Below are 14,260 nucleotides of genomic sequence, written 5' to 3' on the forward strand. Positions count from 1 at the left end.
TATCCACCTTCCAAAAGAGTATAAAGTCTAAGGTTATAAGACTTGTTCATGAATCAAGCCCGTTCCTTGTTTTCATAATGGTGACTCCCGAAACAGATTCAAAGTTTATATTTCCGAAAAAGGGCAGACTTCTCCCTTGATGGCTGGTACGCGTTTTACCCAACCCGAAAACTAATTACTTCGAACAATACGGAAAGACATCCACTTCACCCCATTTGAAAGATTATATTTATTATACTCTATTCCATTTTTTGTGTACATCGGAAAATACAGACTATTAGATGAATTATTCTGTTATTATAACGCCAAAAGAAGATCTACACACAAAAACGAAACATAGCTAATCCATAACATTATGAATCTGAAACTTTTTTGTTACAAAAAAATGCAGAATATAATCCCAAAATTCTAAAAGAATATGAAATATTGCATATTTAAATACATTGAAGTTCATTTAGATGCTCATTATAATTTATCTAGTATAAAGCTTTGTACACAATTATTTTAATATTTTTCTAGAAAAATATTTGAAAAACAAAAAGTAGAGGGAAAATGAATGAAAATTTTAAAAGGAATGCTAGTGTCTACAGTTGCAATTACAGCTTTTACGGGACTAGGAAAGACTACTCATATAGTGAGTGCTGCTTCAAACAATTCAGTAGTACAGCAAGAAAAATCTAATATAGAAAAAAGAGAAGAGAAGCAAATAATAATAAAGTTTAAAAATGAGATAAATTTACCGTATGAAGATGGTATAGAAAAGCGAATAAAACACGAAAAAAATGATGTCGTACTAGAAAGCTTTTTTTCCGAATTCCCAGATTTAACATTAACTCGCTTATTTACGTCTGTAAGTCCGGAAGAAATTCAAAATCTAGATAAAAATGCGAAAACCGATAATAATAATTCATCTGCTAACCTATTAAATTATTATACAGTTCAAGTTTCAAAGAATGTACAAGCAGAAATGTTAGTAGAAAAATTAAAACAATCACCTTTGATAGAAGATGTATACATGAAAGAACCGGAAAACTTAACACCACCTGAAGTACAGCAGCCAAATTTATCTCTTAATCCCTATGATGACCCTAGATTTGAGAACCAAGGATATCTAAAAGAGGCACCACATGGTATTAATGCACCTTATGCGTGGGGAATAAAGGGCGGAGATGGAAAAGGCACCACATTTGTAGATATGGAGTCTGGATGGGTATTAAATCATGAGGATTTAATACATCAAAATATTGAACTTATGTCTGGAATAAATGTAGAAGAGCGCTCTGCACACGGAACCGGGGTTCTAGGGATTGTTTCTGCGGAAGATAATCAAATCGGTAATATTGGTATTGTACCAAAAGCTACAGTAAAAGTAATATCTCAATTTAGGGATCAAGGTCGTGTTAACAGAGCAGATGCCATATTAAGTGCTGTAAATAATCTACATGCTGGTGATGTTTTATTGTTGGAGCTACAATCATCTTATGCTGGATACGGCAATCAATATTTACCAGCCGAAGTAGAGCCTGATGTATTTGATGCGATTCGTACCGGAACAGATAAAGGGATCATAATCATAGAGGCTGGAGCAAATGGTTCAAATGATTTAGATCGATTTAAAGATATAAATGGAAAACAAGTCTTGAATCGTAATAGCAAAGATTTTAAAGATTCAGGTGCAATCATAGTGGGAGCTGGTTCATCAACTATTCCTCACGAACGTTTATACTTTTCAAATTATGGAAGTCGAATTGATGTATATGGATGGGGTGAAGATGTAGATACAACTTCTTCAGATCCAAATAGAAGTGCTAAAAATTTATATACGTCTAGTTTTAATGGTACATCTAGTGCTTCACCAATTATTGCTGGTGCAGCCACTTCTATACAAAGTATTGCTAAGGAACATTTAGGTAAACCTTATAAACCAAATGAGTTAAGAGCCATCTTAAGTAACAAAAACACAGGAACACAATCTAACAATCCATCTGTCGATCGAATTGGTGTTTTACCAGATTTGAAAGCTATATTATCAAATTTGGGATTTAAATCAAACGGATCTGATTCAGAATCAAAACCAGAACCAAAACCAGAACCAAAACCAGAACAGCCCCAGACTGGACAGATAACAGAACAAGAGCCAAATAATCAGCCTATGCAGGCAAACATATTAGATGTTAATGCAACTATGAAAGGAAATCTTAACGACAATGATAATGTAGATGTGTATACTTTTAATGTTGATTCCCAGCGCAATATCGATATTTCTGCATTAAATGAAAATAAGATTGGAATGACATGGACACTTTATCATGAGTCAGATCTACAAAACTACGTAGCATATGGACAAAATGATGGTAATATGATTAAAGGAAAATATGAGGCGAAACCAGGGAAATATTACTTGTATGTCTATAAATATGAAAATAAAAATGGATCGTATTCATTAAACGTAAAATAGATTTTATGCATAAAGGAAATCCAAAAATGAACTGCACCCCAATTGTTAGACACAACTAATAATTGGGGTGCAGTTTTTCATGACCAAATATCCTATCATTTTCACGATTTCTCCCTCTATCCCTAATATGCAATATTGCATATTAAAATGTATTGATAAAATTGTAAGCGCTTACTATAATAAGAGTATAAAGATGAACCACATCTTAACATCAAAAAAAGAGGAGGAAATCACATGGCAATCGCAATGGCTGTTTTAAAATTTATCGGTGGAATCATCCCATTCGTACAAGAACTTTTAAAAGCATTTATGTAAGTTCAGGATTCCGCAATTATTTATAAAAATTATCATACAAACAATCTGTATAGCAAAGATGGATTGATGTGCAGATCAGAGGAGGAAATCACATGGCAATCGCAATGGCTGTTTTAAAATTTATCGGTGGAATCATTCCATTTGTACAAGAACTTTTAAAAGCATTTATGTAAGTTTATGATTCAGCAATTATTTATAAAAATTATCATACAAACAATCTGTATAGCAAAGATGAATTGAGGTACAGATCAGAGGAGGAAATCACATGGCAATCGCAATGGCTGTTTTAAAATTTATCGGTGGAATACTTCCATTTGTACAAGAACTTTTAAAAGCATTTATGTAAGTTCAGGATTCAGCAATTATTTATAAAAATTATCATACAAACAATCTGTATAGCAAAGATAAATTGAGGTGCAGATTAGAGGAGGAAATCACATGGCAATCGCAATGGCAGTTTTAAAATTTATCGGTGGAATACTTCCATTTGTACAAGAACTTTTAAAAGCATTTATGTAAATTCATGATTCAGCAATTATTTATAAATCATTATCATACAAATGATCTGTATATCAAACATGAATTGTTGTGCAGATCATTTGTGTGAGCAAAGCCCCTTTACATATTACGAAGGGGCCTTTTAGATTTCTATACATGGTAGTAAGACAAAATCATATACCAAAAACGAAAATTTTATCTTTCCACAATTGTTCATGAGAATTCCGTTCATTTTTTTCGTTTTTTGATATTTAATTTCGTTAAGTTGATGGCGATGGCATGCTACCCCTTTTTTAAAAACAAGCCCTCTCTATACTTTCCACATTCGTTCTTTGTGAAGCTATATCCCTCTTTTTTTAACACATCTACATACTTACATAATATAGATGATTGGATCCACTACGTCACTAGGACTATAAAACTTTCACCTCAAGAATATATTTTCTATAACATAATAGATCCTTTTATACGATAACTTCAATGATTTTTACATGTGTAATATATTTACTTTGTATGATCGTTCCAAGCTTTTTGATGAGAATTGGCTTTCCATTCTCTATTAAGGATTCTATTGTATTTAAGTATGTTTCTAGATCTTCATGATGTGTAATCCTCCCACTTACTTCCTTACCGTCAGATAAATAAAAGGCAACACGATATGCATATTGTTTTTTTGTCACTACATTCACCCGCTTTCTATATATAAACATATAAAAATATATTCTTACATAAAAAAGACATGTTAGTCCATGTCTTTTTTATAGGGGGTATCGCCACACCTCTATTAAGCTAACAAATAAAAATACCTCAAAACATTAACTTGATGGGCTTAAATAATAATTACGTTTGCTATAAGTGAATTAAAAAAATAGTTCCAATGCATTGCTGAGACCACTTTTCATCACAACCATCGCCTTGTCAATCGATCTTCCTCATTTCTCTCTGAATCTTGAGACGGGGATCTTAATTAAAGAACTACTTGTTTCAAAAAATAACAAAACCCTACAGAGAACATTTTTTTCCCTGTAGGGTTTTGTCATTTTAAAGGAGCTTGGGGGGAAGCTCGGTTTGATCAATTTTATTTTTCTAACACATCTGAACGAACGAGTCTTACATCATCTGTTTTAATTGCACCTGTGGAAGTAGATGATGGATTTTCTTTTTCAACAGAAGTAATTGCGCTAGAACCTGAAGATACTGTGCTTGCTTCTGCTTTGAAAGAAAAAACTGGACTTGCTAGAACAGCAAATGCTAACGCTGCAGGGATTACTTTATTCTTATAATTCCTATTATCTCTCCCTTTCTTTCATGATTTTCACAAGATTACAAAAAATGAAATTACACTGTACATCGCTTACACTTTTTACTTCGGCTTAAAGTAAACTTACTTTCAATACATTTATCTTAGTATATATATATTTCAATTTACTTTCATAGATGTTACAAAAGTCTTTCGGCCGTATTATTTCTTTCATCCGGACGATCCCGAACCCCAATTTCTCCCTTGTACATTTCAACTAGTGATTTTGCAATGGTTAGTCCGAGTTCAGCGCTTTGGCAACATAACCTTTGCCAAATCATAAAAAAAGCGATCCTTCATAATAAGGAGTTTATATAGTAGCGTGTAAATCTTTTGATTTTTAATTAAACAGGAAAATTTCATTCATGAAGGTTTGTTAAAAATAATTATCTATTTAATCTTAGAATAGCTCTTCATATGTAGTATGTAATTTTTAGCACTCTCTTCTAATCTTTCATCTGTCAAATTGTTTTCCGTACCATACACAGCAAACGTCGGTAAGAATTTCATACCAGTGTAAAGACATGAGGCTTGATAAGGTTTTAGTAATTCGCTTAATGTATACTCATTTGCTTCACCTGCTTGATACTCCTTCTCTACTACACCAGCAGAAATCGCTAAGCCAAACTCTTTTCCTTGCAGTTTATCTCCTTTAGAACCGTATGCAAAATCATATGCAAAAACATCGTCAAACCACTTCTTTAATAGTGGCGGAGAACTATACCAATAGAATGGGAACTGTAAAATATAACGATCTTGTTCTACTAATAAATTTTGCTCGAACTCAATATCAAAGTTCCAATCTGGATAACGTTTATATATTTCGTGCACAGTAAACTCTTCCTGATATTTCCACAACTCTTCTCGCCAACGTTTATTCACACGTGATTCCTCAATATTTGGATGCGCAATGATTACAAGAGTCTTCATAAATCTTTCCCCTCTCCTTAAAAAGTAGTTCGATATTTTTAAATATCATCTTGTATTTTGATGATATTGATATTATGCAACATATGTATTCGTACTTTAAAGTACGCACTTAAAAGTACTATAAGCACTTTTAGGTGCTATAGGTACTCTAAAGTGCCTATAACAAGAAGTGAGAAGTGTCTACGATACTATGTTTTAAAAGGTGTGGAAAATTTTATATAATTTAAAGAGCCATCAAAAAAATGAAAGGGGGATACTTTATGAAAACATACCATTTTCCTATTGAGGCAACTCTTGATGTTGTGGGTGGTAAATGGAAAGTCGTGATATTGTGCATTTTATTAGATGGGACGAAGAGAACTAGTGAGATTAAGCGTGCCATGCCAAGCATTACACAAAAAATGCTTACGCAACAATTAAGAGAATTAGAGGCAGACGGAATAATTAATCGTACTATCTATAAACAAGTACCTCCTAAAGTGGAATACTCCTTAAGTGAATATGGAAAATCTTTAACAGCTGTACTTGACTGTATGTGCGATTGGGGACGGAATCATATCGAGGAACAATTGTCCGAGAAAGAGAGAGATAACAGCAAATTTCAAAGTTAATTTTTATAACACACCAGTAAAGTTCTATAGCTTAGATTAAGTAATCTTTTTATTCTATTCAAACAATTTAATTGTTGTATATTGTAAGTATGTTTTCTTAACTACATCAAATCAGTTAACAAGAAGTACTAAAAAAAGGCCTGATTCGTTTGCTACTGAGTTGTACGGTGAAGAATATGTAGGTCCTTGGGTCACATCAATTGATGAAGAAGAACTCGAATATTCGATTCATGTCATTCGGGAAGGTTTTCATTTAAAAGGATTTGCGGAAGTTAGCAGTTACATGTTTGGAGATGAAATTGCTAAAAAAGAAGGTTACTCACCAGTAGGCTTATCATTTGGCGCAGGTTACGCCGTACAATCTTTTATGAAAAAAAATAACATCACCATTCGAGAAGCCACATTGTTAAGTGCAGAAGAAATTATTACAGGATGTGGCGTTTTTTAAGAACAGAGCACTTTAAAGTTCGAAGTAAAATGGAGCTGACTAAAAAGTTCACTTTTTAGTCAGCTCCTTTCACTTTTCGGTATGATCCAGTTCAGCGGCTCGACTACTTGTATGTCGAATATCGTCGGAAAGTCGATATATCATGTCGAAACGTCGATATATTCTAAAGAATGGTCGATATATTGTGAAAAGCGTCGATATATTGCAAAGAACGGTCGATATATCGGTGGACATGGAAAAAGGACTGGCCCAAACCTTTTGGGTCAGTCCTTTTTATAAAAAAACATAAAATAACTATGTAAAAACTTTAATGAGCTCTATATTGCCCCATTATCTTCTCTTCACCCATTCGAACAAGGCGTTTTGTGATTTCTCCGCCAACAGAACCATTTGCACGTGCAGATGTCTCTGGACCAAGTGTGACTCCAAGCTCAAGAGCAATCTCATATTTCATTTGCTCAATTGCACTCGCTGCGCCTGTGATAAGAAGCTCATTTGTATTACGATTATGTCTTTGAATATTCATCATTACACCTCCATTATATTCGTATATAATGTGCTCTTAATTATGATAAATATACATATTATCAACATACCTTTTTTGAATTTTTCCTATTGTTAATTTGAAATGTAAGCGTCAAATATTCCCCACCTATAATTTGTAAATAACCCATGAGATCATCTCCTTACATACTACATGTGGGGGTTTTCTATGAAAAGACACCTATTAAAGAGTTTTGTTAATTTTATTATTGAACTAACTGGCAGTTTAGTTGAAGAAGGAAAACTTATAGTAAACATAGAAAATATTCAATGAATTAAATTTCTTATGAGGTGAAAGTGATGGTAATAAAACAAGACGAAATTAAAGTAGTAGTTGGAGCTGGAGCATTTAACAATAATCCAGGTTGGATTCAAACTCAAGAAGATGAACTTAACTTATTAGCTGAAACTACCTGGGAAGAAAGATTTGAATATAATTCCATTTCAGCTATTTTAGCTGAGCATGTATGGGAACATCTTACTTTTGAAGAAGGTGTAAAAGCAGCTAAAATTTGTTATAAGTTTTTAAAACCATCAGGTCATATTCGTTGTGGCGTCCCTGATGCATTTTTCCCAGATGAAACCTACCAAAATATAGTTCAAGTAGGCGGACCTGGACCTAAAGACCATGCAGCTGCAAGCCATAAAATAGTTTATAATTATAAAACATTAACTAAAATGTTTGAAACTGCTGGATTTGAAGTAGTTTTACTTGAATATTGTGATGAAAATGGGCAATTTTATTACAACGAATGGGACGCGAACGATGGTGTTATTTTCCGTTCAAAAAGGTATGATTCTAGAAATCAAGGAGATAAACTTGGTTTTCCATCGTTAATTGTTGATGCGATTAAACGGTAAGTAATTCAACTAACGCATGCGTTAGTTCTATAAGTTCATGAGTCGCAAATGCGGCTTTTTTTGTTTGTGCTGTAATTAATTCCTCCATTCAATAAGGGGTAGGACGCACATTTTAACGTTTTTATACGCTAAGGGATTCTCGAAACTCCATAACACGAGCTGAATTGAGGATTTGATTTAAAGATGCGTTTTGAGACACTATTTAAGCTCTTTTCAGCACCTTTTACATTGAAGTGCATTTGTCTCATGATCAAAAAGCCAATTAAAGACGATAGAAATTGTTGCAGTAAGAACACCAAGTTGGTACTATAGCTGGTGTTCTTTTATATTCACTTGAATCAATTGTAAAACCACAAAGAGACACCTCAAATTGTGTATTTTCTTTACAAAAAATCCCCACACAATGTGCAAGGAGTAAGGAAATGAAGAACTGAGTAATCAAATACATCTTACTATCGATCAACCAGATACGCATAGTGAGAAAACTTTATTTTTGGATTAACAAAATACTGATTTGAATACAAAAACACTCCTAACGAGCATGCCCATCAACTTAAGAAATTAATTGTTCTTCAAAAAAGGGTATGCCAGCATTTTGGAAAAAAACCACGCTAAGCAAAAAATACAATCAGCCGCCCATATGGACAGCTGATTGACATAATGATCGTTATTGGAAGTAAATACATCTACTAATATTGGAAATTAATGATTGTATAATATCGTGTGAAATATCTGTAAGGAATACTTTCTGTTGTATTTCCTTTTTGAAAAGTTAAAGAATTTCCGTATATATCTCTACTTATAAATTCCCATCCGTTTTTCTCTTTCATTTCAATATAAGGATCTAGCTCTCCTCGTTTTACTAAATAAGGATGGGTAATATCAGCTGTTTGCACTTCCATTATATTTTTATCTGCAAGTACCATCTTTGACATAGCAATTGCCAGTGGTATCGGATTTCCTTCTTGAAAAATGACATCCTTTTTTTGTACAAAGAATACGCATGCAACACTAAGTATTACAGATAAGGCAATGAAAGATAACCTTAATTTCATCAAATCTCCCCATTCCTTTCTACTTTAAGCACTATTTCTTGTTTTTTATAATATAACCCTGCTCAAAAGGGAATTTATATAAAACAAATACATTCTTTTATTATGTATATCCTATACATATAAGGTTGACATAACACATCATTATAGGGACTGAAAAAGGATCTTCCATTTGAAGATCCTTTTAGCTGCTTGTTTAATTTAAGAAATTCTCTAGTTGTTTAATTAAAAAAGTGTTTTAGATTATAGAATAAAGTATTAGACTGGAGGGAACTCCTTAGCTGATATAATAGAAGGATAGGTGTAACTGAGCCTTCTACCTTTTTGTATCAGCAATTTTTTGGGACTTATAAGTGCGAATTATACTTGGAACTCCTACAATCATACTGACCATAAAACTCCACATTACATACCGCCAATCTTCATTGAGTAACGATACTCCTATAAAAAATACCAACTGACCTAAAAGGGCAAACCAGGAAAGTATCCATGCTACCTTTAAATTTTCCTTCATCTCATAACCCCCTCTATCCATTAGTGGAATAACACATGTTAATTTGGTAAAAATTGATAATTTGAGTTTATCATAAGTTTCTTCGACAGAGAACGGAAAGTATCAACAACGCTATTTAACATAGCCAAATAGATAAAAGTATATTGTATATCCTATACATGTGAGGTTAACATAACGTAATATTATCGGTAGCAAGGATTTACTAGAATCCTTGTTTTTATGAGATTTTTTCTTCTTTTCTATGTAAAATCGATATGCAAGATTTTATACATGGTTGATATAGCGCGGATCCTGGGAATCCTCGCTATTCTTTTTTTGCATAAAATCTTGTATAAATAAAAAAGATTTTGATGCTGGTATCGAGAAGTAATGAGTATTCAATGATAAAATCGAAATGTATTTCGAAATGAATTAAAAGGGAAGCTAGATGAAGCAAATTTGGGGCTATATTTCATTAGCATGTTTATTAGTATCAATTTTTTCTTTTATTTGTTTAGTAAATGGATTTAGATTTGGATATGGTGTAATGAATCGAGTTATTTTGGTATCAATACCGTTTGGGTTATTAGGAACAATGTTTTTTGGATTATTATCTCCCAAAACAAAAGTAAAAAGAATGATGGTTTGGATTTTGAGAGGATTTACAGTTTATATTTTTCTATTTTTAATTATTAAGACTGTTTTAGGATAGACTTTTTATATAATAGTTAAAATAAAGAAGATATTGAATCATGATTCAATATCTTCTTTATTTATAGTGTTTTGAAAGTATACTTTTGTTGTGTATTTTGAGGATATCAGGAGATTTGGCATGAATTCAATGTTTTCAGTAGTTTGAAAGGGCTAGCCCTTCGCTTCGCTTCACTTCACCCCAGCCTTCACCATTTTACCCAAAAACAAGGTGGATATTTATGAGAGTTTAGCTTATTTTTTGTTTTGAGGAACACTGATTTCTTAACTTGATGGCGATACTCCTAACGAGTGCTTTTTAATATTTAGGACCCATATAATCATAACTCTGATCTAATGCCTTAATTAAATCAATTGCACTCTTTAATTCATGTTTATCAGATTTCAATTCTTCCATTCTTTCTCCAATATTTTTTCTGAAATCTTCTAAATCACTAATCGCCTTCTTCCCCACGCCAAGTTGCGACCAACTTGCTAGAAGTAAATCGTGAATATCACTCACTACACTTTTATTATGATGTAAATCTTCAATCATATGTTCAAATTGTTGTAATGCTTGATTTAACGCTTCTTCATTTAAATATATCCTTGGCATTATACATCCCCCCTATTTTTGTCCATCTGCTTCTTTATAAGCATTTAATTTCTCTTCAATAAAATTTGAAATCTCTGTCGCTGTTCTTATGTACCAAAAACTTAAATGTTCTACATGAGCCCGTATATCCGTTACCTTTGCTTCTAGACGTCTACTCTCAGCTGTTTCTAATAAAGTCATCATATTGGAAATTAATCTTGGTACTCGATCTTGAAATTCTTGTGCATTGTGTTTCATACGTTTAACAGCTTCTTCTAAATGTTCTACTACTACACGAATTTCTCCACCACCTAGTAATGTACCAGGAGAATCAGACACCATTTTTCCTGTGTCTAGATCCATAAGATATGCATTTGATAAAATTCCATCATTTCCAAAATGAAAATTCTTATCTTTTTGATAATGATATCCAGGTCCCGAAATAGAATCAGTAAACTTTAGCGCTCCAAAAAGAATCTGCTGTGATAATGGCATGTTTTTTAAAGCAGCTAAAACTTCTTTAGACGGAGGTGGTGATACAGCATATGTAGAACCAATATGACCGTCATAAGGTCCAAATGGCCCATAACCAATAGAATCTGAGCCATGAACAGCACCCTTAATTCTTCCTCTAAACTCTCCATTATTCGCTCTTTCTTGCAAATCTGGTGGAAGTAAATGCTTTGCGCTTGGTGCATTCCACGACAAACATCTCACACTTTCATTAAATGCTGCGACATACTCGGCTAACGCTCCACCTAAAGAGTGGCCTGTAGTATATACCTCTACATCTTCTCCTTTATATTTTTCCATTACTTGCTTCATTACTCTTTCAGCTTGCTCAAATTGATTATGATATTCCCACCGTTTATTCTCTTCATTCCAGTATTTCTCCGGATGATTACCTTCAGATCCTGGGGTTGGGGGTGGAGCTGGATCATGAACGCCATTACGTAAAATAAAATGATTACCATCTGCTTTAGCGTCCTTCATTCCTTCTCCTGGCTTAATTGGAAGCCCTAAAGAATTTTTCTCAAATATTGTATCTCCCTCTGTACCTCGGAAAGCCACCATTACTTGTGTTTTTCCATTTACTTCTCTTTCAAAGACAACAGCATCCATTCCTGTTTGTTTGTCATGAAAGGTCATGTCCTTATTTACTTTCCATGTTTGTACAGGATTACCTTTATTGTCTGTAATATCAACACTTTCTCCTAACTTCTCGTCACTACGGTAAGCATATCTTGACATCTGATAATAACTTGAATCTAAAACTTTATTATTTTCATTCAAAACATTTCCCCTCCCAGAAAATTTAATATATTCTAAATATAGAATAACACTAATGGGGGGGATGATGATTGAAAAAATATTGTTTAGGACTAATCATAATCTTTACACTAATATTTGTAGGGGGATGCAGTATGAATAATGATAAAGCAAAAGAGGAGCAACAAATCGTAGATAAAGCAAAAGAGGTAACCATTAAATATTTTAAAGAAAGAGAAGATCTAGATGTGGTAATTACTGGTTATGAATTCGCTCCAAATGATTTTCAAACTGTTTTTATAGATGGACATGTTAAAGGTGATGAAAGTAAAAAGTTTGGAGTAGGTGTAGAATATGGAGGTGGAGAGTATAACATAAGTTCTAGATCATACTCTGAAAATCTAAAATTAAAAAAATAAGAGGTTAGACACTCTGAACTGTACCCTTTAGAGTGTCTTTTCTTTAGAGGCTTATCTCCCACAAAATGCCTTAGCGTATAATATCCACGTTTTGTCGGAAGTACCACGCCGGAAAATTCAATATATTCTAAATATAAAATAATACTAATGGGGGATGATGATTGAAAAAATATTGTTTAGGACTAATCATAATCTTTACACTAATATTTGTAGGGGAATGCAGTATGAATAATGATAAAGCAAAAGAGGAGCAACAAATCGTAGATAAAGCAAAAGAGGTAGCTATCCAATACTTTAAAGAGACTAAAAACTTAGATATTACAGTGACAAAAGTAAAATTTGGGCCTTCAGATTTTGGGGTTATTTTTGTATCTGGTTATGAAACAGGTAACCAAAATCGTAAAGTTACTGCAGATATAAATTACAGAGATAATTATAGAGTTGAAAGCATAAGTTACGATGACTAAAATGATAAAAATGAAAACAATACATTCTTATTTGTTTTCTACATTAATTTTAATCATTTTATGTGGATGCAATATGAATCAAAAAAATAAAGAACAACAAATAGTGGATAAAGCAAAAGAAACAACTATTAATTATTTTAAAGAAAAACAAGACTTAGACGTGATAATTACTGGATATGATTTCGCCCCAAAGGATTTTCAAACTGTTTTTATATATGGGCATGTTAAAGATGACAAAAGTAAAAGCTTTACTGCAGATGTAGAATATGGTGGTGGGAAATATAGAATAGGTTCCATGTCACGTTCCGAAAATTTGAAATTAAAGAACTAAATCATTAGACACTCACTAGAGTGTCTTTTCTTTATAGGCTTATCTCCCACAAAATGCCTTAGCGTATAATATCCACATTTTATCGGAAGTACCACCACCAGAAAATTTAATATATTCTAAATATAGAACAACACTAATGGAGGGATGATGATTGAAAAAATATTATTTAGGACTAATAGTAGCCTTTACACTAATATTTGTAGGGGGATGCAGTATGAATACTGATAAAGCAAAAAAGGAGCAACAAATCGTAGAAAAAGCAAAAGAAGAGACTATTCAATATTTTAAAAAGACAGAAGAGATAGACGTAACAATTACTGAACATGAATTTGGTCCAAAAGATTTTCATACTATCTTCATATCCGGTTATGTAACAGATGATAAAACTAAAGAATTTACTGCATCAGTTGAATACGCTAATAAATATCACATTGGTTCCATCTCAACAACTAAAAACTTCGAACTAAAACGATGATTAGTTAGGCACTCATAAGAGTGTCTTTTCTTTATAGGCTTATCCTCCACAAAATGCCTTAGCGTATAATATCCACGTTTCGTCAGCAGTACAAAAACCATAAAATTTAATATATTCTAAATATAGAATAACATTAATGGGGGGATGATAATTGAAAAAATATTGTTTAGGACTAATCATAATCTTTACACTAATATTTATAGCGAGATGTAGTATGAGTAATGATAAAAAAAATGAAGAACAAAAAATAGTAGAAAAATCCAACGAAACAGCCATTAAATATTTTAAAGAAAAAGAAAATCTAGATGTAGTAATTATTGGATACCAATTTGCTCCGAGTGATTTTCAAACTGTTTTTATAAAAGGACATGTTAAAAATGATGAAAGCAAATCGTTTACAGTGGATGTAGAATATGCAAATGGGGATTATAGAGTAACTTCTAAATCATACTCTAAAAATCTAGAATTAAAACACTAAGTCATTAGACACTCTTTAGAGTGTCTT

Annotated in this window: 17 protein-coding genes and 2 pseudogenes; 12 read left to right on the forward strand and 7 right to left on the reverse strand. The window is 32.6% G+C overall.

The genetic code is table 11. The annotated features are described in order from the left end of the window. Positions 1-556 precede the first annotated feature (556 nt). Together MR076_RS10105 and MR076_RS26550 are read left to right on the forward strand one after the other, a co-directional pair. Positions 557-2,458, forward strand: coding sequence for a S8 family peptidase (locus MR076_RS10105; RefSeq protein WP_242220259.1), 1,902 nt, complete (start codon positions 557-559; stop codon positions 2,456-2,458). A 127-nt stretch (positions 2,459-2,585) separates the two neighbouring features. After that, positions 2,586-2,773: pseudogene (locus MR076_RS26550) on the forward strand (hypothetical protein). Between the two features lie 962 nt (positions 2,774-3,735). On the opposite strand, the gene MR076_RS10110 reads toward MR076_RS26550, so the two are convergent. Continuing rightward, positions 3,736-3,951 carry a hypothetical protein gene (locus MR076_RS10110; protein WP_242220264.1) on the reverse strand — a complete coding sequence of 72 codons (216 nt, stop codon included), beginning with the start codon at positions 3,949-3,951 and terminating at the stop codon, positions 3,736-3,738. Positions 3,952-4,407: 456 nt separating this feature from the next. Between MR076_RS10110 and MR076_RS10115 the strand changes: the two genes are divergently transcribed. Next, a complete protein-coding gene (locus MR076_RS10115) occupies positions 4,408-4,554 on the forward strand; it encodes a hypothetical protein (protein WP_242220269.1) in 147 nt (48 codons plus the stop codon). A 407-nt stretch (positions 4,555-4,961) separates the two neighbouring features. On the opposite strand, the gene MR076_RS10120 is transcribed toward MR076_RS10115, so the two are convergent. Then, a complete protein-coding gene (locus MR076_RS10120; protein WP_242220271.1) occupies positions 4,962-5,501 on the reverse strand; it encodes an NAD(P)H-dependent oxidoreductase in 540 nt (179 codons plus the stop codon). A 260-nt stretch (positions 5,502-5,761) separates the two neighbouring features. Here MR076_RS10120 and MR076_RS10125 point away from each other — a divergent pair, with 260 nt between their 5' ends. Together MR076_RS10125 and MR076_RS10130 are read left to right on the forward strand one after the other, a co-directional pair. Continuing rightward, positions 5,762-6,112, forward strand: a complete 351-nt coding sequence (locus MR076_RS10125) for a winged helix-turn-helix transcriptional regulator (protein ID WP_242220273.1) — start codon at positions 5,762-5,764, stop codon at positions 6,110-6,112. A gap of 142 nt (positions 6,113-6,254) precedes the next feature. Continuing rightward, positions 6,255-6,560 (forward strand): annotated as a pseudogene (locus tag MR076_RS10130) (DUF2268 domain-containing putative Zn-dependent protease); the annotation flags it as partial. 307 nt (positions 6,561-6,867) lie between these two features. Here the strand turns inward: MR076_RS10130 and MR076_RS10135 are convergent. Next, the gene (locus MR076_RS10135) at positions 6,868-7,086 is read right to left on the reverse strand and encodes an alpha/beta-type small acid-soluble spore protein (protein WP_242220275.1); all 219 of its coding nucleotides are present in this window, start codon (positions 7,084-7,086) and stop codon (positions 6,868-6,870) included. Positions 7,087-7,403: 317 nt separating this feature from the next. Between MR076_RS10135 and MR076_RS10140 the strand changes: the two genes are divergently transcribed. Next, positions 7,404-7,964, forward strand: a complete 561-nt coding sequence (locus MR076_RS10140; RefSeq protein ID WP_242220277.1) for a class I SAM-dependent methyltransferase — start codon at positions 7,404-7,406, stop codon at positions 7,962-7,964. 689 nt (positions 7,965-8,653) lie between these two features. Here MR076_RS10140 and MR076_RS10145 read toward each other — a convergent pair. Beyond that, the gene (locus MR076_RS10145; protein WP_242220279.1) at positions 8,654-9,019 is read right to left on the reverse strand and encodes a hypothetical protein; all 366 of its coding nucleotides are present in this window, start codon (positions 9,017-9,019) and stop codon (positions 8,654-8,656) included. Between the two features lie 313 nt (positions 9,020-9,332). Then, positions 9,333-9,530 (reverse strand): hypothetical protein, encoded by a 198-nt coding sequence (locus MR076_RS10150; RefSeq protein ID WP_242220281.1) that lies wholly within the window; start codon positions 9,528-9,530, stop codon positions 9,333-9,335. A gap of 427 nt (positions 9,531-9,957) precedes the next feature. Here MR076_RS10150 and MR076_RS10155 point away from each other — a divergent pair, with 427 nt between their 5' ends. Then, on the forward strand, positions 9,958-10,221 hold the full coding sequence (locus tag MR076_RS10155; protein ID WP_242220282.1) for a hypothetical protein: 264 nt from the start codon (positions 9,958-9,960) through the stop codon (positions 10,219-10,221). Between the two features lie 297 nt (positions 10,222-10,518). On the opposite strand, the gene MR076_RS10160 is transcribed toward MR076_RS10155, so the two are convergent. Both MR076_RS10160 and MR076_RS10165 read right to left on the reverse strand, forming a co-directional pair. Continuing rightward, a complete protein-coding gene (locus tag MR076_RS10160) occupies positions 10,519-10,815 on the reverse strand; it encodes a hypothetical protein (RefSeq protein WP_242220285.1) in 297 nt (98 codons plus the stop codon). 12 nt (positions 10,816-10,827) lie between these two features. Beyond that, positions 10,828-12,087: a lipase family protein gene (locus MR076_RS10165; protein WP_242220288.1), complete on the reverse strand. Its 1,260-nt coding sequence runs from the start codon at positions 12,085-12,087 to the stop codon at positions 10,828-10,830. Between the two features lie 68 nt (positions 12,088-12,155). On the opposite strand from MR076_RS10165, the gene MR076_RS10170 reads away from it, so the two are divergent. The 5 genes from MR076_RS10170 to MR076_RS10190 all read left to right on the forward strand — a co-directional run bounded on the left by MR076_RS10170 (position 12,156) and on the right by MR076_RS10190 (position 14,233). Further along, positions 12,156-12,482, forward strand: a complete 327-nt coding sequence (locus tag MR076_RS10170) for a hypothetical protein (protein WP_242220290.1) — start codon at positions 12,156-12,158, stop codon at positions 12,480-12,482. 224 nt (positions 12,483-12,706) lie between these two features. Further along, positions 12,707-12,949: a hypothetical protein gene (locus MR076_RS10175; protein WP_313897319.1), complete on the forward strand. Its 243-nt coding sequence runs from the start codon at positions 12,707-12,709 to the stop codon at positions 12,947-12,949. A gap of 10 nt (positions 12,950-12,959) precedes the next feature. Continuing rightward, the gene (locus MR076_RS10180) at positions 12,960-13,280 is read left to right on the forward strand and encodes a hypothetical protein (RefSeq protein WP_242220403.1); all 321 of its coding nucleotides are present in this window, start codon (positions 12,960-12,962) and stop codon (positions 13,278-13,280) included. Between the two features lie 214 nt (positions 13,281-13,494). After that, a complete protein-coding gene (locus MR076_RS10185; protein ID WP_396021686.1) occupies positions 13,495-13,755 on the forward strand; it encodes a DUF1433 domain-containing protein in 261 nt (86 codons plus the stop codon). A 151-nt stretch (positions 13,756-13,906) separates the two neighbouring features. After that, positions 13,907-14,233: a hypothetical protein gene (locus MR076_RS10190; RefSeq protein ID WP_242220297.1), complete on the forward strand. Its 327-nt coding sequence runs from the start codon at positions 13,907-13,909 to the stop codon at positions 14,231-14,233. Positions 14,234-14,260 lie beyond the last annotated feature (27 nt).

It is taken from the genome of Bacillus cereus group sp. BfR-BA-01380, from assembly GCF_022663535.1.
Classification (GTDB): domain Bacteria; phylum Bacillota; class Bacilli; order Bacillales; family Bacillaceae_G; genus Bacillus_A; species Bacillus_A cereus_BB.